Genomic DNA, 19,952 nt, shown 5'->3' on the forward strand with positions numbered 1-19,952 from the left:
GCTTCTTCCTTCAGTGGGGGAGGTGGTGCACCCCCTGGTCGCCGCCGGAGGAAGGAAGGTTGCCGCGTGAGTGATCGTTTTCCCGGGAGTTCTCGTCCCGGTCGTCGCCGCCGGTCTCGCCGCCCAGCTCGCGGGCCATCAGCGTGGCCCCGGCGACCGCACCCGGCATCAGGAAGACGGCGACGAAGGGCACGATGAAGGCGAGGGTCAGCGGAACGCCGAAGCCGAGGACCGCCATCCGGCGCCCGCGCAGCAGCTGGAGCCGCTCCTTGAGCTCGACGCCCCGGCGCTGGAACGCGACGGCGGTCAGCTCCTCGGCGAGGAAGAAGCCGGAGACGCAGAAACCGAGGACGGGAACGACGGTCTGGCCGATCACCGGGATGAAACCGCAGGCGAAGAGCAGGATGCCGTAGAACGCGACCCGCACCAGGATCCGCAGGCTGTCGCGGGCCGAGATCCACAGCTCGCGCCAGAGCGGCAGCCCTGATTCGGGCACCTCGCCGCCCTCGCTGCGGTCGACCTCCTCGGAGAGCGACTCGTAGAAGGGCTGGCCGACCAGCAGGGTCACGGCGGTGAAGGTGATGACCGCGAGGAAGAGGCCGAGGGCGACGACCAGGGCGGTCAGGGTGCCGCGGAACATCCCCTGCCAGGGGGAGCTCCAGTCGTCGGCGAAGGGGGTCGCCCAGGCGGCCAGGTCGTCGGCCCCGTAGCCCAGGCCGACGAGCGCGCCCGCGTAGAGGACGAGGGTCACGAGTCCGGGCAGCAGCCCGAAGCCGAACCACCGTCCGTGCCGGCCCACCCACTTCTGGCCCTTTACCAGGTAACCGAAACCCACCCCGAGATCGCGCATGAGGTTCACCTTATCGGTGGGGTACGGCTCAGCCGCCCGGCGCCCGACCCGAGGTGTGGAAGGAGTCCAGCGCCGCGGTGAGATGGGCGCGGCCCTCCGCCGCGCGGTCCACCGGGGCCGACGCCCACACGTCGTACAGGGTCCCGGCCTGCTCCCAGCAGAGGTCGACGGTGTGCCGGGGTCCCTCGGCGGCGGTGAAGCCGTCCCAGGTGAACTCCCAGCGGGCGGCGGGCAGTCCCCTGTGCCGGGTCTCCCCCACGACGCCGTCGCGGTATCCGGGGTTGGTGCGCGGGCCGCTCGCGTCGGCGGTCCGCATCGCCCCTACGGCCCCGCCGACGGGCACCGGCCGGATCCGGACACCGACCCAGACGGCACCGTCGCCCGTCGTGTAGAAGATCCGCTCGCCGTCGGTCGAGCGGGTGGCCCCGGCCGGCACGGCCAGCGTGAAGCCGCGTTCGTCGGCGACGGCGGTGTACCCGGCGGGCGGCGGCCCGGGGGCGGGGGCCGTGGACGGCGTGCCCGTCCGGGTGGCGGGCCCCGCGTCCGGTCCGCGGCCGTCGCGGACGGCGAGCAGCACGGCGACCGTGACGGCGGCGACGCAGGCGGCGACGACGGCCGCCACGACCGGCAGCACGAGGGGCCCCCGGGGCCGCGCGACCTCACCCGGGGCACCGTCCCGGTCCCGGACGGCCGGGGAGGCCTGTGCCGGGGAGGCCTGCGCCGGGGTGTCGAGCACGGGGGTGTCCCGCGACCGGGTGTCGTCGGCCAGGCAGGCCGTGAGGTGACGGCGGGCCTCCTCGGCGGTCAGGCGCCGCTCCGGGTCGCGGTCGAGCAGTCCGTGGACGACCGGCAGGAGGGGGCCGAGACGCTCGGGCGGCCGGATCTCCCCGTACACGACCGCGTGGAGCACGGCCCCGATCGAGTCCCGGCGGAACGGCGACGTGCCCGTCGCCGCCGCGCAGAGCAGCGCGCCGAGGGACCAGAGGTCGGCGGCGGGTCCCGCCTCGCCGCCGACCATGCGCTCCGGCGCGGTGTACTCGGGGGTGCCGACGAAGACTCCGGTGCCGCTGAGCGTGGTGGCGCCGGGGAGGCTGGCGATGCCGAAGTCGGTGAGGACCGCCCGGCCGGTGCCCTTCTCCAGGAGGACGTTGGCGGGCTTCACGTCCCGGTGCAGCACGTCGTGGGCATGGGCGGCGGACAGCGCGTCGAGCAGGGCGAGGCCGAGGCGGGCGGTCTCCCGTACGGTCAGCGTCCCCTCGGGAGCGGCGAGACGGTCGGCGAGCGAGCCGCCGTCGACCAGCTCCATGACGAGGGCGGGACGGCCGTCGTGCTCGACGACGTCGTGGACGACGATCACATGGGGGTGGCGGATCCGGGCGACGACACGGGCCTCGCGGAGGGCTCCGGCCGGGTCGGCGTCGGTGTCGAGGGTGAGGGTCTTGACCGCGACCGGCCGCCCGAGGAGCTCGTCGGTGGCCCGCCGGACGACGCCGGTGCCCCCCTGGCCGAGCCGCTCGCCCAGGCGGTAACGCCCGCCGATCAGTCCGTGGTCGGCACGCTCCGACCCGTTGTACGACGCCACGCGACTCCCCCTGTCCGCCGGACAGGGCCATGATGCCGCAGCGGCCCCGAACGCGGCGAGGACCGCACCCCCGGAACGGGGGTGCGGTCCTCGGGCAGAGCCGCCGGCCGGGGCCGGACTCAGACGGCGAGCTCGACCGTGATGTTGCCGCGGGTCGCCTTGGAGTACGGGCAGACCTGGTGGGCCTTCTCGAGCAGGCTCTTGGCGGTCTCGGCGTCCACGTTCGGGATGGTCGCCGAGATCTTGACGATGATGCCGAAGCCGTCGTCGTTCTTGCCGATGCCGACCTCGGCGGTGACCGTCGAGCCGGAGACGTCGGCCTTCTCGTTACGGGCGACGACGCCGAGCGCGCCCTGGAAGCAGGCGCTGTAGCCCGCCGCGAAGAGCTGCTCGGGGTTGGTGCCCGCGCCGGAGCCGCCCATGGCCTTCGGCGGGTTGACGACGACGTCGAGCTGGCCGTCGTCGGTGGCGACACGGCCGTCACGCCCGTTCTCGGCGGTGGCGACGGCGGTGTAGAGAACGTCGGAGTGCTGGATCGACATGCGAGGTACTTCCTTCATGGGTTCGCCGCGACTCGCGCCCACGATCGCGGCGGCTGAGGGAAGACTAACGGGTCACCGAGACGATCATCTTTCCGGTGTTGTCGCCGCGGAGCAGTCCGAGGAAGGCGTCCACGCCGTTCTCGATGCCCTCGACGAAGGTCTCGCGGTGCTTGAGCTCGCCGGCGGCGAGCCAGCCGCCGACCTCCTGGACGAACTGCTGCTGGAGGCCGTAGTGGTCGCCGACGAGGACGCCCTGGAGACGGAGCCGCTTGCCGATGATCATCGCCATGTTGCGCGGACCCGGGACCGGCTCGGTGTCGTTGTACTGGGCGATCATGCCGCAGATGGTGGCGCGGCCGTGCACGTTGAGCGAGGAGATCGCGGCTTCGAGGTGGTCGCCGCCGACGTTGTCGAAGTAGACGTCGATGCCGTCCGGGGCGGCCTCGCGGAGCTGGTCCTTGACCGGGCCGTTCCTGTAGTTGAAGGCGGCGTCGAAGCCGAGCTCCTCGACGAGGAACTTGACCTTCTCGTCGGAGCCGGCCGAGCCGATCACCCGGGAGGCGCCCTTGAGGCGCGCCATCTGGCCGACCTGGCTGCCGACGGCACCGGCGGCGCCGGAGACGAAGACCGCGTCGCCCTCCTTGAAGGAGGCCACGTCGAAGAGGCCGGCGTAGGCGGTGAGGCCCGTCATGCCGAGGACGCCGAGGTAGGCGGAGAGGGGGGCGAGCGCCGGGTCGACCTTGGTGGCGTGCTGGGCCGGGACGTCGGCGTACTCGCGCCAGCCGAGGCCGTGCAGGACGTGGTCGCCGACGGCGAAGCCCTCGGCGCCGGAGGCGATGACCTCGCCGACCGCGCCGCCGTCCATGGGGTGGTCGAGCTTGAACGGCGGGATGTACGACTTCACGTCGTTCATGCGGCCGCGCATGTACGGGTCGACCGAGAAGTGCAGGTTCCTGACCAGGATCCGGCCCTCGGCGGGCTCGGTGACGGGGGTCTCGCGGAGCGCGAAGTCCGCGGGGGTCGGCCAGCCGTGCGGACGGGCGACGAGGTGCCACTCACGGCTGGACGCGGGAAGAACGGACATGAGCACGGCCTCCAGAGAACGTACGAAAAGCTTCAGATCACAAAAGATTCACTACCTGAAACAACCATGCACCTAGATATTTTATGTTGTCAAGCATCTGGGTAGGATGGACGACATGGCCACTCCCCGCACGGACCCCCTGACCCTCGAAGTCGTCGAGCTGATCGGCACGGTCGTCGCGCGCTACTACGAGGAGTACGAGCAGGCCGCCGCGCAGCACGCGCTGACCGGCGCGCAGGCCCGTGTCCTCGGTCTGCTCTCGCTGGATCCGCTGCCGATGCGCCGGATCGCCCAGAAGCTGAAGTGCGAGCCGTCCAACATCACCGGGATCGTGGACCGCCTGGAGGCCCGTGGCATGGTCGAGCGCCGGCCCGACCCGGCGGACCGCCGCGTCAAACTGGCCGTCCCCACGGAGGAGGGCCGCGCGACGGCACACCGGCTGCGGGAGTCCCTGGACTTCGCGCGCGAGCCGCTCGGCGAGCTGACCGAGGCCGAGCGGACGCTGCTGCGGGACCTGCTCAAGCGGATGCTCGGCGTCCAGCCGGACGTCTAGGGGGTGTCGTCAGGCGGGGACGGACTCCTGGCCGGATCCGTCGAAGGGCGGGTAGTTCTCGGCGCCCATGCGCTCGGCCGCGTCGATGTAGACGGCGAGCGCGTCGCGGGACCGGGCCAGCCGCTCCATCTGGTCCTCGATCCGCCCCATCCGGGACCGCATCGCGGCCACCAGCTCGGGACAGCCGGCCAGCTCGGGGGCCTCGCCGACCGCGCACGGCAGCAGGTACGCGATGTCCTCCGAGGACAGCCCCGCGCCCAGCAGATGACGGATCTGCCGCACCCGCAGCACGGCGCTCTCGTCGAACTCGCGGTAGCCGTTGGAACCGCGGCCGGCCTCCAGGAGGCCCTGAGCCTCGTAGTAGCGCAACTGATGGGCGTGGACACCCGTCCGGCGGCTCAACTCCCCGATCCGCACAGCAGCCTCGACCTCACTCGCTCACGCGCTCGCTTGACCTTCACACCGGTATCAACGTTCACGATGCTGCCATGACCGACAGAACAGCCGCATCCGTGAACGCATCCGTGAAACCGTCCGCACCCGTGACCGCCATCGGACTCGGTCTGATGGGCCGGGCACTCGCCGGCGCCTTCCTCAGGGCCGGACACCCCACCACGGTCTGGAACCGTACGAGCTCCAAGGCCGCCGCGCTGGTGGCCGAGGGCGCGCACCCGGCGCCCTCCGTCGGCGCCGCGCTCGACGCGAGCCCCCTGACGATCGTCTGCCTCACCGACTACGCGGCCGTGCGGGAACTCCTCGACACGGACGACGTGAAGCTCGACGGCGCGACCCTGGTCAATCTGACCTCGGGCGACGCCGCGCAGGCCCGGGACACCGCCCGCTGGGCCGGACGGCGCGGCGCCCGCTACCTGGACGGCGCCGTCATGGCCGTACCGCCGGCCATCGGCACCGCCGAGGCGGTGATCCTGCACAGCGGCCCGAAGGCCGACTTCGACGCCCACGGAGCCACCCTCGCGGCGCTCGGCACCGTCACCCATCTCGGCGAGGACCACGGGCTTGCGTCCCTCTACGACGTGGCCGGACTGGCCATGATGTGGAGCGTCCTCAACGCCTGGCTCCAGGGCACGGCCATGCTGGGGAGGGCGGGCGTCGACGCGGCGACGTATGCGCCGTTCGCCCGGCGGATCGCCGCCGGGGTCGCCGACTGGCTCCCGGGGTACGCCGAGCAGATCGACGCCGGCTCCTTCCCCGCAGAGGTGTCGGCCCTGGAGACCGACGCGCGGGCGATGGAGCACCTGATCGGGGAGAGCGAGGCGCTCGGCGTCAACGCCGAACTCCCCAAGCTCTTCAAGGCCATGGCCGACCGCGCGATCGCCGCCGGGCACGGCGGCGAGCAGTACCCGGTCCTGATCGAGGAGTTCGGCAGGCCCGCGGCGGACTGACGCCGAATCACGCCGGCCGGCGGACCCGTGACGGGCGGCCACCGCTCAGACGCACCACCAGAGGAAGGGGGTGCACGTCCTCGTCGGGCTCGGGGTCGGCGTGGGGCTGGGAGAGGCGGTCGTGGCCGTGGCCGACGGGGTCGGGTCCGTGGCGGTGGGCGTGCCCGACGGAGGCGTGTGGGCCTTCGTGGCCGACGGGGTCGCGGTGGGGGTCGCCGCGGGCCGGGTCACCGGGTCGGTGGGCGTCGACGGGTGCTGCGGGGTGCTCCCGATCCCCGTGCCGGGGCCCGTACCCGTACCCGTGCCGGAGCCCGTACCCGAGCCCGTACCCGCTCCTGTGCCCGTACCCCTGCTCGTGTCCGCGCTCACCTGACGGGGGCGGGCCGGTGCGGACGTGACCGGCCCGGGGTCGCCGCCGTCCGGGGCGGCGGTGGTCTCGACGGGCTCCGGGGCCAGCGGGGACGGGGTGACGTCGAGTTCCTCCACGGCCGTGGCGGCGCCGTTCCTGTCCGGTTCCTCCACGGCGAGCCGGGCCAGGCTCAGCGAACCCGCCGCGATGACCAGCCCGAGGGTTCCCACCAGGACCGTACGGCCCCGGCGGCTCCGCCCGCGGCGGCCCTTGCGCACGGCGGCCCGGTCGGCGGACCGGCCCCGCGCGGCACCGCGGGCGGCGCGGCGGCCGCCGGGGGTCGCCCGGGGCGGTTCGAGGACGTCGAGTTCATAGACGTGCTCGGGCGCCGACGCGTACCCGGGGCCTTCGCCGGGCTCGGGACCTTCGCGGCGGTCGGGACCTTCGCGGCGGTCGGTGTCCGCGCCGTCCACGGGTCCGCCGCCGTACGCCTGACCCGCGCCGTACTCGGGAGCCGAGCCGTACGCCTGACCCGCCCCGTACTCAGGAGCTGAGCCATACGCCTGACCCGCGCCGTACGCCGGACCGGAGCCGTACGCGGGACCTGGACCGGGACCTGCGGGCTGCCCCGGCCGGGCCGACGGGAACGCCTGGACGGGCTCGGCCGGCCGGCCGGGTATGTGGGGGGTCTCGTACCGCAGTTCCTCTACGGGAGTCCCGCACCCGGCACAGGCGAGGGCCCCGTTGAGATGCCGCCGGCACGCGTGGCAGTAGTCCATGGGGCCCGCAGGCTATGCGGCCGGGTACCGCCACAGGTAGGCGCGGAAGTGAGGATTCTGTGAGGAAACCGCAGGTCGTCGGCGGTGCGTCGTGATTCTCCCGCTTCGGTACGTGCTGCCGGGCGCGCCGGAACGGGCCCCGGGCGGCGCAGCCCAACGCGCGCCGCGCCCCGGACAGCCGGACGATTCCAGGAGGAACGCGTAACGCGAACCCACCTCGCCCGTGCCAGCACCGCACTCCGGAGGATCCGCCGTGACCGTCAGCCTTGAGCAGCTGCGTCGTTGCCATGTCGCCGTCGACCTGGGTGCCGCCCGCACCCGGGTCTTCGTCAAGGGCGCCGGACTCGTCGTCGACGAGCCGAGCGTCGCCGCCGTCAACACCCGCACCGGAGCGCTGATCGCCGTCGGCGCGCTGGCCGAGAAGATGACCGGCCGCACCCCCGACTACATCCGGGTCGTCCGCCCCGTCTCGGGCGGCACGGTCGTCGACATCGAGATGGCGCAGCGCATGCTCCGTCACCTCCTCGGCGAGAAGCTGCGCCGTCAGCTCCGCCGCAAGCCCAGGCTCCGCGCCGCCGCCTGCACCCCCCACGACAGCGACCCGCTCGCCCAGCGCGCCGCCGTGGAGACCCTCGTCGGTCTCGGGGCCCGCCGCGTCGAGCTGGTCGACACGCTGATCGCGGCCGCGGTCGGCTGCGGACTGCCCGTCGAGCAGCCGACCGCGACGATGATCCTGGTGTGCGGGGCGGCCACCACGCAGGTCGCGGTGCTCTCGCTGGGCTCGATCGTCACGGCGGAGCGGATGCCGGTCGGCGGTGACGCCATCGACCACGCCGTCATCCAGCACCTGCGCCACCACCACGAGCTGATGCTGCCGAGCCAGTCGGTCCGCCCGCTCCAACTCGCCCTCAGCGGAAACGGCCTGACGCCCCACGGTCCGGCCTCGACCGAGATCCACGGCCGTGACGTCGCCACGGGCCTGGCCCGCTCGGTGACCGTCGACACCGCCGCCGTGCGCGAGGCCATCCACACCCCGCTGACGGCGGTCCTCGACGGCATCGGGAAGGTGCTGCGGGACTGCCCGCCGGACCTGGTGGCCGACCTCGCGGACCGCGGGATCATGATGGTCGGCGGCAGCGCCCTGCTGCCGGGGCTCGACCAGATGCTGCGCGAGGCGACCGGCATGCCGGTGCACATCGCCGAACGGCCCGACGTCTGCGCGGTCCTGGGCCTCGGCGCGATGCTGGAGGGCAAGGTCCAGCCGATGGTCCTCGACCCGCTGGCCGAGCGGGACCCGCTGGCGGACGAGGACTGAGGACCCGTCGGAGTCCCGGCCGGGGTCCGGTCGCACCCCGGCCGGGGGGGCGGAGTCGGACGTCCGGGCCCGGCCCCCTTCCGGGACTCCGCACGGAGCGCGACCCGGATGTCCGGTCGGACACAATCACGCGAAACCGAACGATTCGTACGACAATGAGACCATGACGATCATGGACGAGGACAGGGACGGGCACACGGACGAGGACGCGCCCCGCCTGCCCATGCTGCTCGAAGCCGTCCTCAGTGTCGGCACGGACCTCGAACTCCGCGTCACCCTCCAGCACATCGTGGACTCGGCCACCGAACTCATCGGGGCCCGCTACGGCGCGCTCGGGGTCGTCGACCCCGAGCGCCACCGCGTCACCGAACTGTTCACCGCCGGCATGACGGACGAGGAGCGGCAGCGCGTCGGGGGCCTCCCCGACGGCCACACCGGACTGCTCGGCGTCCTCGTGCAGGACCGGCGACCGCTGCGCGTCGACGATCTGACGGCGGACCCGCGCTCCTCCGGGGTGCCCTCGGGACACCCGGAGATGCGCGGCTTCCTCGGCGTCCCCATCCGGGTCCACACCGAGGTCTTCGGCAATCTGTACCTCACCGAGAAGCGCGGCGGCTTCTCCGAGGAGGACCTCTCCCTGCTCCGGGTCCTCGCCTCGCAGGCCGGGATCGCCATCGGCAACGCCCGGCTCTACGAGACCGCCCGGCAGCGGGAGCGCTGGATCGAGGGCGCGGCGGCGGTGACCACGGCCCTGCTGACCGGCGCGTCCGCGGAGAACGCGCTGATGACCGTCGCCGAGCAGGCCCGCATCCTCTCCGGCGCCTCGGCCGGGGTCGTCCTCCAGCCCACCCGCGAAGGCGGGATGGAGATCGTCGCCGCCTCGACGACGGACGACCCGGGCGATCTGGTGGGGACGGCGATCGCACCCGGCTCGCCCGTGCTCGTCCAGCTCCTCGGCGGGGAGCCCGTGTTCATCGAGGACTCGGCGACGGATCCCCGGATGACCACGCACGTCCGCTCCCGCTTCGGGCCGTCGATGATGCTGCCGCTGCAGAGCGGAGGAAGGCTCATCGGCACGCTCGCCCTGCCCCGGCGGCGCGGCGACCGGCCGTACTCGGCCGTCGACCGGCTCCTCGCCTCGCAGTTCGCCTCGCAGGCGGCGCTCGCGCTGGTCCTCGCCGACGCCCGGCACGACCGGGAGCGGCTCGCGGTGTACGAGGACCGGGACCGGATCGCCCGTGACCTGCACGACCTGGTCGTCCAGCGCCTGTTCGCCACGGAGATGATGCTGGAGTCCACCCGGCGGCGGGCGGTCGACTCCTCCGAGGACAACGAGCTCCTGGGACGGGCGGTGGACGAGCTGGACTCCACGATCCAGGAGGTCCGTACGACCATCTTCGCGCTCCAGCAGCCACCGGCGGACGCCCCGACGTCCTTCCGGGGCAAGGTGCTGCGGGAGACGGGCGGGGCCGCGGTCCTGCTCGGCTTCCAGCCGTCCGTGCACTTCTCCGGGGCCGTCGACACCCTCATCGACGAGGAGACGGCCGGCCGGCTCCTGGCCACGCTGCGCGGGGCGCTGGCGGCGGCCCACCGGCGGCCGGGGATCGGCGCGATGACCGTGGAGGTGTCGGTCGGGAACGAGGGCGCCGGACTGCGGGTCACGGACGACGGCGCCCCGCCGACGACGGTGACCTGGCCGTAGGGGTCTCTTGTCGGCCGGGCCGGATCCGGCGCCGCGAGCCCGGCCCGACCGGCAGGACACCCCGTTGGTCCTCGTACGCGACGCCCGTCGGGGCACCCACTCGGACGGAGCAGTCCCGCGCGCCGCGCACCCCGCCCCGATCTTGACTGGAGGCGTGGACACCGAGACCAAGCCCCCGAACGCGGCGGCCTACCGCAACCTGGTGACGGCCACCATCGGCTTCACGCTCACCTTCTGGGCGTGGGACCTGATCGCGCCCCTCGCCAGCTGGTACGGCGACCGGCTCGAACTCAGCTCCTTCGAGCAGTCGCTGCTCGTCGCGGTCCCCGTCCTCGTCGGCTCGCTCGGCCGGATCCCGGCCGGCGCGCTGACCGACCGGTACGGGGCGAAGCTGATGTTCCCGCTGGTCTCGGCGCTGACGATCATCCCCGTCCTGCTGCTCATCGTCGTCAAGGACAGCTACGGCCTGCTCCTGGTCGTCGGCTTCCTCCTCGGCCTCGGCGGTACGACGTTCGCGATCGGCATCCCGCTGGTCAACTCCTGGTTCCCGCCCGAGAAACGCGGTCTCGCGCTCGGTGTGTTCGGCATGGGCATGGGCGGCGTGGCGCTCTCCGGCTACTTCACGCCGCGCATCGCGAAGCACGGCGAGAACCTGCCGTTCATCGTGGTGGCGGTCGCGCTCGCGGCGTACGCGGTGCTCGCGGCGTTCCTCATCACCGACCGGCCCGACCGGCCCGTGCCCACCGCCTCCCTGGCGACCAGGCTCCGCGCGGCGGGGCGGCTGCGGGTGACCTGGGAGCTGTCGGCGCTGTACGCGATCGGCTTCGGCGGCATCGTGGCGTTCGGCGTCTACCTGCCGACGTATCTGAAGACCTGGTACGAGCTGGACCCGACGGACGCGGGCACCAAGGCGGCCGGATTCGCGCTGGTGACCGTCGTCTTCCGGCCGATCGGCGGCTGGCTCTCGGACCGGATCCATCCGGCGCTCGTCACGGCCGCCGCGCTCGCCGTGGTGGCGCTCCTCGCCATCGTCCAGGCCTTCGACCCACCGCTGGACCCGGGCGGCACCATCGCCCTGCTGATCATGGCGGCAGGTCTGGGCACGGCGAGCGGCTCGGTGTTCGCGCTGGTCTCGCAGGTGACTCCGCAGGCGAAGGTCGGCAGCGTGACGGGCATCGTCGGGGCGATGGGCGGCCTGGGCGGGTTCCTGCCGCCGCTGGTGATGGGGGCGATCTACAGCGCGAAGGGCTCGTACTCGATCGGCTTCATGCTGCTGTCGGACCTGGCGCTGGCGGGGTGTGTGTACGCCTGGGGCCGCATGCGCGGAATCCGCCCGGAGGGCGAGGACCCGAAGCCGGAGGCGACGAAGATCACGGCGGGCCGTCCGTGACGGACGGCAGAATGCCTCCCGGAACCCTCGAACTCGACAGCGACCCGAGGAGTACGACCGGTGAGTGCGCTCTTCCCCGCCCTGACGGCCCCTTCCGGCCGGCCCGCGCTGCGCTGCGGCCCGGTCACCCTGACGTACGAGGAACTGGCGCGGGCCGCCGGGGCGCTGGCGGCCCGGATCGGAGGGGCCGGGCGGGTCGCCGTCTGGGCCACGCCGTCCGCGCACACGGCCGTCGCGGTCGTCGGGGCCCTGCTCGCCGGCGTGCCCGCCGTACCGCTCAATCCGCGGACGGGTGAACGCGAGCTGGCGCACATCCTCGACGACAGCAAGCCCACGGCCGTGCTCACGGGGGCGGACGACGTGCTGCCCGCCGGGCTCGCCGGGCTCCCCCGGATCGTCGTGGATCCGACCGCGAGCGGCCCGCGGGGGACGGAGACGGCCGACGCCGAGTCCGCCGCCCTGATCGTCTACACCTCGGGCACCACCGGACCGCCGAAGGGTGTCCTGCTGTCCCGGCGCGCGATCGCCGCCTCGCTCGACGCGCTCGCCGGGGCCTGGTCCTGGACGGCCGAGGACGTCCTCGTGCACGCTCTGCCGCTGTTCCATGTGCACGGGCTGGTCCTCGGGATCCTGGGGCCGCTGCGCCGGGGCGGCGAGGTCCGGCATCTGGGCGCGTTCTCGGTGGAGGGCGTGACCCGGGAGCTGGGCGGCGGCGGCACGATGCTGTTCGGCGTACCGACCATGTACCACCGGCTCGCGGACGCGCTCGCCGAGGACACCGCGCTGGTCCGGGCGCTGGCCGGGGCCCGGCTCCTCGTCTCCGGGTCCGCCGCGCTCCCGGTCCACGACCACGAGCGGATCGCGGCGGCGACGGGCCGGACGGTCGTGGAGCGGTACGGGATGACGGAGACGCTCATGAACACGAGCGTCCTGCCGGGCGGCGCTCCGCGCGCCGGGACCGTCGGTCTCCCCCTCACGGGCGTGGACCTGCGGCTCGTCGACGAGGACGGCTCCGTCCTCGAGGAGCCGGACGGGGACTCGGTCGGCGAGGTGCAGGTGCGCGGCCCGAACCTGTTCTCCGGCTACCTCAACCGGCCCGACGCGACGGCCGCGGCCTTCGACGGCGACTGGTTCCGCACCGGCGACATGGCGGTCCGCGAGGCGGACGGCACGGTGCGGCTGGTCGGCCGCAAGGCGACCGACCTGATCAAGAGCGGTGGCTACAAGATCGGGGCGGGCGAGATCGAGAACGCGCTCCTCGACCACCCCGGGGTGCGCGAGGCGGCCGTCACCGGCGAGCCCGACCCGGACCTCGGCGAGCGGATCGTGGCCTGGGTGGTGCCGGAGGACCCGTCGACTCCCCCGGCGGCCTCGGAGCTGGCCGACCACGTCGCGCGCCTGCTCGCCCCGCACAAGCGGCCCCGGGTGGTGCGCCTTCTCGACGCCCTCCCCCGCAACGACATGGGCAAGATCCTCAAGAAGGCCTTGCAGGAAGGTCGTTGAGGGGAGATCGAGCCGGGCCCCCTCCTGCGGCGCAGGAGGGGGCCCGGTCGTCGGCCGGCGGTGGCTACTTCTTCACGCCCACCGCGCGGATCAGTTCCTGCGTGACCGAGCCGCCCCGGTCGTCGCTCGCCCCGGCCCGCAGCGAGACGGAGCCCGCGCCGGACGGGACGCGCAGCTCGCCGTCCCAGGCGGCGCCGTGCCGCGACTTCCTGAGGGCGACCTTCGTCCAGGTCCTGCCCTCGTCGTAGGAGACCTCCAGGGTGCCGCCGGTGATGGTGCCGGTGCCGGTGGCGCCCTTCACGTACTCGGCGGAGATCCCGACGGGCAGCTTGCGTCCGGCGCGGACGTCACCGTCGAGGTCGGTGTCCACGTCGAAGCCGAGGTTGAGCATCGGCAGGTACGTGACCTTGTCGTGGGGGGTCTCGGCGGAGCGGAAGGTCCACTCGCTGTGGCCCTTGCCGGCGAGCCGCCAGCGCGCCGGGTCGAGGGTGGTGTCGGTGACGACCTTGTAGGCCGCCTCCTCCGCGGGGGCGTCCCAGGCGTAGGCACCGGAGCTCATCTTGCGGTCGACGCGGGCGCCGTTGACGTACACCTCGGTGTACTGGGTCATCGAGTCGTCGTTCCACACGTTGCCGAAGCCGGTGTGGTCGGTGCCCGAGTCGCCCCAGCCGGGGGTGTTGAAGCGCAGGTCGTTGCCGGTGCGCTGCTGGCCCCAGCCGAGTCCGGTGCCCAGCCAGGGGTGCCAGACGGGGCCGAACCAGTCCAGGTCCACCCGGCTGCCGCCCCGGTAGGACGGTGTGCCGCCGCGCTGCTCCAGGGATTCGCCGAGGTCCACGGACTCGTGCCAGCGCTGGCCGGTGCCGGTGGAGACGTACTCGGTGCGCTCGGCCGGGAAGGAGATCCGCTCCTTGAAGCCGAAGCCGATCGGGAAGGTGTCGGTGATCGAGTAGCGGAACTCGCCGCCCAGCTCCTCGCGCCTGGTGGGCGCGTAGAAGGTGGAGTCGATGGTGGCGAGTTCGTGCTTGCCGGGCCGGAAGACGAGGTCCTTGCCGATGGCGCCGGGGTGGCCCTCGGAGAGGTCGTACGTGAACGGGGTGAAGCGGGTGCCGGTCAGGTCGACGCGCTTGCCGCGGGCCGCGCCGGCGGCGAGGCGCCGGGCGTCGGCGGTGTTGACGGTGGCGACGGCGAGCGGCCGGTCCTGGTAGTCGGCGGTACCGAACCACTTCATCAGACGGCCGGGCCGGTCGTCGGTGACGAACAGGGCCTTGGCGCCCGCGTCCTGGGCGTTCTGCGCGATCTGCGCCGGGTCGGCGCCCTCTGCCAGCCGGACGAGGACGGCCTTGCCGGTGGCGTTCTTCCCCTGGTACTCGGCGGCGGTTCCGGTGCCTGCGTCGACGAGGCCGAGACGGTGGCCGCCCTCCAGGAGGGTGGCACCGGCCTGCGGGGTCGCGCCGGAGAGGCGGGAGCCGTCGACGCTCGCCTCCAGCATCGGCTTGCCGAGGCGCCAGACCGTCCGGTATTCGAAGGTGCCGGTGGCCGGCCTGGTGGTGGGCGCCGCGAAGATCGAGTCGTACGTCGGCGGTACCTGGACGGCTCCGCCGTAGGAGGCGCCGTTGGCCTCCCGGTCGAACTCCATCAGAAGCTGCCGGGTCTCGGTGCGCTTCTCGACCTCCGCGCGGATCTCGCGGAGCTGCCGCCCGTCGAGGGTGATCTCGCGGTCGCGGTCGAGGGTGATCTCCGGCGCGGTGAGGAAACCGAGACCGAGGGAGTCCTTGCCGTGGGAGCCGCGGACGTCGAGGAAGGTGTCGACGGTGTACATGCCGGGCTTGAGGCGGAGTTCGAGGGTGCCGGACTCTCCGACCGTGGCCGGGAACGGGTCCACGCCCTGCGTGAGCTGCTGCACGCCCAGGTAGGCGGGGGCCGGGGCGCCGTCCCGGTCCTTGACGTGGACGGTGAGGGTGTAGCGCTCCTCCTCCTTCACCAGGCCGAGCGCGGTGTGCGCGACGGCGGTGCCGGCGGCGGTGGCGGTGATCCGGCCGGAGGACTGGCCGACGGGGGCCTTGGTGCCGTCACCGGTGACGGTGGTGCTCGCGGTCCCGTGGGCGGGGACGGTGAGGGTGGTGTCGGCGAGGGCGGCGACGCCGGCCGGCATGCCTTCGACGGCCAGGTCCAGCTCGACCGGGGCGTCGGAGGAGTTGGTGTAGGTGACGGTCCTGGTGACCGGCTTGTTCGACTCGTACGGCCAGCCGACGAAGCCGAGGTCGGCGGAGCCGGTCGCGGTGACGTTCGCGGCGATCGCGGCGGCCACGTCGACCCGTCCGGAGCCCAGCGCGTACGAGGAGGCGTCGAGCGTCTTCGACGAGGACATCAGGGCGCTCTTGAGCTGGGCGCCGGTCCAGTCGGGGTGCCGCTCGGCGAGCAGGGCGGCGACACCGGCGACGTGCGGGGTCGCCATCGACGTACCGCTCATGGAGGTGTAGAGACCACTGCCGGAGACGAGCTGGGAGCGGGCGGCGAGGATGTCCACGCCGGGCGCCGAGAGGTCGGGCTTGAGGGCCTGGTCACCGAAGCGGGGGCCCTGGCTCGTGAAGTAGGCGGCCTCGTCGGCGGAGTCGACGGCGCCGATGGTGAGGGCGGAGTCGGCGGCGCCGGGCGAGCCGATGGAGCCGGGGTAGCCGGAGTTTCCGGCGGCGATGACGAAGAGGGCGCCGGTCTCGGCGGTGAGGGTGTTGACGGCCACGGCCATCGGGTCGGTGCCGTCGCTGGGTTCGCTGGAGCCGAGGCTCATCGAGACGATCTTCGCGTCGATGTCCTTGGCGGCCCACTCCATGCCGGCGATGATCTCCGACTCGGATCCGGAGCCCTGGTCGGAGAGGACCTTGCCGACGGCGAGGGTGGCGCCGGGGGCGACGCCCTTCTCCTTGCCTTCGGAGCCGGCGCCGCTGCCGCCGACGGTGGAGGCGACGTGGGTGCCGTGGCCGTTGCGGTCGGCGACCTCCTGGCCGGCGATGAACGACTTGGACTCGGTGACCCGGCCCGCGAGGTCGGGGTGGGCGAGGTCGGCGCCGGTGTCGAGGACGGCGACCTTCACTCCCTTGCCGCTGAGCCCGGCCTCCCAGGCCTTCGGGGTGCCGATCTGCGCGTTGGACTCGGCCATCGCGGCCTTGACCCGGCCGTCGAGCCAGACCTTGCCGGGGGCGGCGGTCCGCGCGTTCGGGGCGGCGGTGAAGCCCCGCCAGAAGGCGGCGGGGTCCGTGGCGGTGACGGCGGCGCCGCCGATGCTGGGCAGCGGGCGGACGGTCTCGGCGCCGCGCGGGGTCGCCGCGGCGGTACGGGCGCCCTTGCCGCCGTAGGTGACGATCAGCGGCAGGTCGTCGGTGATGCCCTGCTCGACGAGACCGGTGACGTCGAAGAGTCGCGGGTCGAGCACGCCGGAGGCCAGGTAGGGCCGGGCCTCGTCGGGGACGACCGTGACCCGGCCGCCCGAGATCCGGCTGCGCACCGCGCCGGTGGCGCCCTCGGCCCGGTCGACGGTGACGGTCTGCTTGCCGCCTCCGAGGTCGGTGAGGGTGACACGATCGCCGGTGACGAGGGTGACGGTGGCGGTCGCCGCCGCCCCCTTGAAGGTGTCCGGTACGGCGGAGGTGGTGTTCCCGGCGGCGGCGGTCTGCCCGGCCGAGAGCATCACGAGGGAGACGCCCGCGGCGATCAGCGCGGCCCTTCCTCTGTCGAAGGGGGTGGTCCTCGACGTCATCGTTCGAACTCCTCGTGGACCCGGGGTCGGGGGTGTTTCCGGGTGCCGCGAGGAGTCTTGGCCAGGTGGACGGGAGTTGACTCCGTCCAGTCCTGGCGGTTATGCGCCGTGGCGGCCAACCGCCAGAACAGGACGTACCGTTCGGGGAGAATTGCTCACGGAGTCGGGTCGAGGGCGTCGTACCGGCGGAAACCGCGCCCGTACAGGGCGAGGGCGCCGACCGCGAGGACACAGGCGATTCCCCCGCCCGTGACGGCGACCGCGGGCGAGGTCAGATCGGCCACGGAGCCCGCGAGGAAGTCCCCGAGGCGCGGCCCGCCGGCGACCACCACGATGAACACGCCCTGCAGTCGGCCGCGCATCTCGTCCGGGGCCGCGACCTGCATCATCGTGTTGCGGAAGATCATCGAGACGGTGTCGGAGTACCCGGCGACCGCGAGCAGGAGAAGCCCCAGCCAGAGGTTCCGGGTGAGCCCGAAGACGGCGATGGCGGTCCCCCAGCAGGCGACGGCGATCAGGATCGCCTGCCCGTGGTGCCGGACACGTCCCTGCCAGCCGGAGAGCACGCCGCCGAGCAGCGCCCCGAACGCGGGCGCGGCGACGAGGAGTCCGGCCGTCCTCGCGTCGCCGCCGAACCAGAGCACGGCGATGGCGGGGAACAGGGCGCGGGGGTGGGCGAGGATCATCGCGCAGAAGTCCGAGAAGAAGGTCATGCGGAGGTTGGGCCGGGTCGCGAGGAACCGCAGCCCGTCGAGGACGGAGGCCCGCTTTCCGCCGCCCTTGCGGTCCGGGAGCATCGACGGCAGCCGCCACATCGCGTACAGGCCCGCGGCGAAGGCGACGGCGTCGACGAGGTACGCGGTCTGGTACCCGGCGAACCCGACGATCAGCCCGCCGAGGCTCGGCCCGACGAGCATCCCGAAGGTCGTGACCATCGAGTTCAGGGCGTTGGCGGCCCGCAGCTGCTCGGGCGGGAGCAGCCGGGGGATCATCGAGCTGCGCGCGGGCGAGTTGAGCGCGGCGCAGACGGCCTGCAGGGCGACGATCCCGTAGAGGAACCAGACCCGGTGGAACCCGGCGAACGCGGCGGAGGCGAGCCCGACCGACAGCACGGCGGAACCGCAGGCGCTGTAGAGCCCGAGCTTGCGGCGGTCGACGGTGTCGGCGATGGCACCGCCGTACAGCCCGAAGACGACGAGCGGGACGAGCGAGAACAGCCCGACGAGACCGACGGAGAACGGCGACCGGGTGATGTCGTACACCTGGAGGGAGACGGCGAGCGAGGTCATCCCCTGCCCCACCCAGGAGACCGCGCTGCCGAACCAGAGGCGGCGGTAGTGGGCGGAGGTCCGCAGCGGGGTGAGATCGGCGAAGAGCCGCCGGCGCTCGGGGCCGGGGACCTGGGACTCGGGGGGCTGCGGCTGCGATCGCGGCTGGGTGGCGGTCACGCGATGTCGTACCGGAGCTCGGGACGCTCCCAGTGGATGTGGCCGGTGGGCGGGACGGTTCCGCTGCGCACGGCGCCGGTGCGGAGGTAGAACTCCTCGGCGGGCGGATGCGCGACGACCCGCACGGCCTTCAACCCGGCGGCCCCGGCCTGCCCGGCCATGTGCTCCATGAGCAGCCGCCCGATGCCGCGCCCCTGCGCGCTGTCGGCGACGAACGCGAGGTCGAGCTCGGCGTCGTCGAGGAGCAGTGCGTAGAACCCGAGCACCCGGTCGCTCGCGTCGACGGCGACGAAGACGGGATGGTGCTCGATGTACGCGCCCCCGACCTGGTACCCCTCGACCATGGTGGCGTAGTCCCCCCGATAGGCCCGGGAGCTCCTGACCAGCCGGGTCAGCCGCTTGGAATCATCGGCGACGGCACGCCGGACAGTGAACTCGGACATGGGGCGAGTATAGGGGTGGGTGGGGCAGTTGATCCTTACGTTTTGGTCAAGGGTTCAAGCGTCGCACCCGGGGCCTCCGGGCCCGTCGGGGCGCGGAGGGCCGACGCCGCGCCGAGCAGGAGGGCGGCCCTAGCGGCAGGCGTTCAGGTCGTCCGGGTCGACACTGTCGAGCCGGACGGCCAGGGCGTCGAGGCGTTCCCGCAGATCGCGGATGTCGGCGAGGTCGAGGCCCGTCGCGGCGGCGATCCGGCGCGGCACGACGCGGGCCTTCTCCTTCAGCGCGGCCCCTTCGGCGGTAGGCCGTACGGTGACGGACCGCTCGTCCTCGGGGCTGCGGCGCCGCTCGACGTATCCGGCCGTCTCCAGCCGCTTGAGCAGCGGGGACAGGGTTCCGGAGTCGAGCCGAAGGCGCTCCCCGATGCCCTTCACGGGCAGCTCGCCGTGCTCCCAGAGCACCAGCATGGCGAGGTACTGGGGGTAGGTGAGCCCCAGCTCCTTGAGCGCCTCACGGTAGACGCCGTTGAACGCACGGGTCGCCGCGTGCAGCGAGAAGCAGATCTGGTGGTCGAGCCGGAGGAAGTCCTCGTCCGGGACGGTGTCGAGCGTCTCCATGGCTCCAGGATACGCGAGGACACCTCACACGCGATTAAGTTGTGCACAACTGAATCGTGCGCTACTAATAGAGAGCCACCGCAGCGCACCTCCCGAGGACAGGAACGGAAACCATGGACGCGATCTACACCGCCGTCGCCACCGCCAACGGCCGCGAGGGCCGCGCCGTCAGCTCCGACGGCCACATCGACCTCCCCCTCGCCCACCCCCAGGCCCTCGGCGGCAACGGTCAGGGCACCAACCCGGAGCAGCTCTTCGCCGCCGGGTACGCGGCCTGCTTCGCCAGCGCGATGAACCTGGTGGCCCGCCAGGAGAAGATCGACATCTCCGAGGCCTCGATCACCGCCGAGGTCTCCATCGGCAAGGACGCCGCGGACGGCGGCTTCGGCCTCGCGGTCGTGATGCGCGCCGAGTTCCCGGACCACCTCCAGGGCGAGGCGGGCACGTCCCTCCTGGAGAAGACCCACGCGTTCTGCCCGTACTCCAAGGCGACCCGCGGCAACATCACGGTCGACCTCGTCGTCGAGTAGTTTTCTGTCGCTTCACTTACGCCCCCGGCGGTCATCGACCACCGGGGGTGTTCGCTTGTGGGTTTTTCCGTTCGGGCACGGGGGATTCGTCTGCCGTACGACGGGCAGTCATG

The 19,952-nt window shown here is 73.0% G+C and carries 17 protein-coding genes; 7 read left to right on the plus strand and 10 right to left on the minus strand.

Annotated elements, in window-relative coordinates; translation table 11 throughout:
- Nucleotides 1-10 precede the first annotated feature (10 nt).
- From OG392_RS12055 to OG392_RS12070, 4 genes are all read right to left on the minus strand, one after another.
- Nucleotides 11-850 (minus strand): EI24 domain-containing protein, encoded by an 840-nt coding sequence (locus OG392_RS12055; protein WP_329278452.1) that lies wholly within the window; start codon nucleotides 848-850, stop codon nucleotides 11-13.
- A gap of 28 nt (nucleotides 851-878) precedes the next feature.
- Nucleotides 879-2,432: a serine/threonine-protein kinase gene (locus tag OG392_RS12060; protein ID WP_329278453.1), complete on the minus strand. Its 1,554-nt coding sequence runs from the start codon at nucleotides 2,430-2,432 to the stop codon at nucleotides 879-881.
- A gap of 119 nt (nucleotides 2,433-2,551) precedes the next feature.
- Nucleotides 2,552-2,974 (minus strand): organic hydroperoxide resistance protein, encoded by a 423-nt coding sequence (locus tag OG392_RS12065; protein WP_329278456.1) that lies wholly within the window; start codon nucleotides 2,972-2,974, stop codon nucleotides 2,552-2,554.
- 64 nt (nucleotides 2,975-3,038) lie between these two features.
- The gene (locus OG392_RS12070; RefSeq protein ID WP_329278459.1) at nucleotides 3,039-4,058 is read right to left on the minus strand and encodes an NADP-dependent oxidoreductase; all 1,020 of its coding nucleotides are present in this window, start codon (nucleotides 4,056-4,058) and stop codon (nucleotides 3,039-3,041) included.
- Nucleotides 4,059-4,173: 115 nt separating this feature from the next.
- On the opposite strand from OG392_RS12070, the gene OG392_RS12075 reads away from it, so the two are divergent.
- On the plus strand, nucleotides 4,174-4,611 hold the full coding sequence (locus OG392_RS12075) for a MarR family winged helix-turn-helix transcriptional regulator (RefSeq protein ID WP_329278463.1): 438 nt from the start codon (nucleotides 4,174-4,176) through the stop codon (nucleotides 4,609-4,611).
- 9 nt (nucleotides 4,612-4,620) lie between these two features.
- On the opposite strand, the gene OG392_RS12080 is transcribed toward OG392_RS12075, so the two are convergent.
- The gene (locus OG392_RS12080) at nucleotides 4,621-5,028 is read right to left on the minus strand and encodes a MerR family transcriptional regulator (RefSeq protein ID WP_329278467.1); all 408 of its coding nucleotides are present in this window, start codon (nucleotides 5,026-5,028) and stop codon (nucleotides 4,621-4,623) included.
- Between the two features lie 125 nt (nucleotides 5,029-5,153).
- Between OG392_RS12080 and OG392_RS12085 the strand changes: the two genes are divergently transcribed.
- Nucleotides 5,154-6,014 (plus strand): NAD(P)-dependent oxidoreductase, encoded by an 861-nt coding sequence (locus OG392_RS12085; protein ID WP_443054757.1) that lies wholly within the window; start codon nucleotides 5,154-5,156, stop codon nucleotides 6,012-6,014.
- A gap of 45 nt (nucleotides 6,015-6,059) precedes the next feature.
- Here the strand turns inward: OG392_RS12085 and OG392_RS12090 are convergent, their stop codons facing one another.
- Nucleotides 6,060-7,142 carry an SCO2400 family protein gene (locus tag OG392_RS12090; RefSeq protein WP_329278471.1) on the minus strand — a complete coding sequence of 361 codons (1,083 nt, stop codon included), beginning with the start codon at nucleotides 7,140-7,142 and terminating at the stop codon, nucleotides 6,060-6,062.
- 253 nt (nucleotides 7,143-7,395) lie between these two features.
- Here OG392_RS12090 and OG392_RS12095 point away from each other — a divergent pair, with 253 nt between their 5' ends.
- The 4 genes from OG392_RS12095 (at nucleotide 7,396) to OG392_RS12110 (ending at nucleotide 13,052) form a co-directional block, all read left to right on the plus strand.
- Nucleotides 7,396-8,457: a rod shape-determining protein gene (locus OG392_RS12095; protein ID WP_329278473.1), complete on the plus strand. Its 1,062-nt coding sequence runs from the start codon at nucleotides 7,396-7,398 to the stop codon at nucleotides 8,455-8,457.
- Between the two features lie 163 nt (nucleotides 8,458-8,620).
- Nucleotides 8,621-10,159, plus strand: a complete 1,539-nt coding sequence (locus tag OG392_RS12100; protein ID WP_329278476.1) for a GAF domain-containing sensor histidine kinase — start codon at nucleotides 8,621-8,623, stop codon at nucleotides 10,157-10,159.
- Nucleotides 10,160-10,313: 154 nt separating this feature from the next.
- On the plus strand, nucleotides 10,314-11,549 hold the full coding sequence (locus OG392_RS12105; protein WP_329278478.1) for an MFS transporter: 1,236 nt from the start codon (nucleotides 10,314-10,316) through the stop codon (nucleotides 11,547-11,549).
- 60 nt (nucleotides 11,550-11,609) lie between these two features.
- Nucleotides 11,610-13,052: an acyl-CoA synthetase gene (locus OG392_RS12110; RefSeq protein WP_329278480.1), complete on the plus strand. Its 1,443-nt coding sequence runs from the start codon at nucleotides 11,610-11,612 to the stop codon at nucleotides 13,050-13,052.
- A gap of 64 nt (nucleotides 13,053-13,116) precedes the next feature.
- On the opposite strand, the gene OG392_RS12115 is transcribed toward OG392_RS12110, so the two are convergent.
- The 4 genes from OG392_RS12115 to OG392_RS12130 form a co-directional block, all read right to left on the minus strand.
- On the minus strand, nucleotides 13,117-16,806 hold the full coding sequence (locus OG392_RS12115) for a S8 family serine peptidase (protein WP_329278482.1): 3,690 nt from the start codon (nucleotides 16,804-16,806) through the stop codon (nucleotides 13,117-13,119).
- A gap of 155 nt (nucleotides 16,807-16,961) precedes the next feature.
- Nucleotides 16,962-18,254 (minus strand): MFS transporter, encoded by a 1,293-nt coding sequence (locus OG392_RS12120; protein WP_443054758.1) that lies wholly within the window; start codon nucleotides 18,252-18,254, stop codon nucleotides 16,962-16,964.
- Complete coding sequence (locus OG392_RS12125; RefSeq protein WP_329278484.1) at nucleotides 18,251-18,697, minus strand: GNAT family N-acetyltransferase; 447 nt, start codon at nucleotides 18,695-18,697, stop codon at nucleotides 18,251-18,253. The genes OG392_RS12120 and OG392_RS12125 overlap by 4 nt, the downstream gene beginning before the upstream one ends.
- A gap of 129 nt (nucleotides 18,698-18,826) precedes the next feature.
- Nucleotides 18,827-19,309, minus strand: a complete 483-nt coding sequence (locus OG392_RS12130; RefSeq protein WP_329278486.1) for a MarR family winged helix-turn-helix transcriptional regulator — start codon at nucleotides 19,307-19,309, stop codon at nucleotides 18,827-18,829.
- Nucleotides 19,310-19,422: 113 nt separating this feature from the next.
- Between OG392_RS12130 and OG392_RS12135 the strand changes: the two genes are divergently transcribed.
- A complete protein-coding gene (locus OG392_RS12135) occupies nucleotides 19,423-19,839 on the plus strand; it encodes an organic hydroperoxide resistance protein (RefSeq protein ID WP_329278488.1) in 417 nt (138 codons plus the stop codon).
- Nucleotides 19,840-19,952: the final 113 nt, after the last annotated feature.

Origin of the sequence: Streptomyces sp. NBC_00691, assembly GCF_036226665.1 — a bacterium.
Classification (GTDB): Bacteria; Actinomycetota; Actinomycetes; order Streptomycetales; family Streptomycetaceae; genus Streptomyces.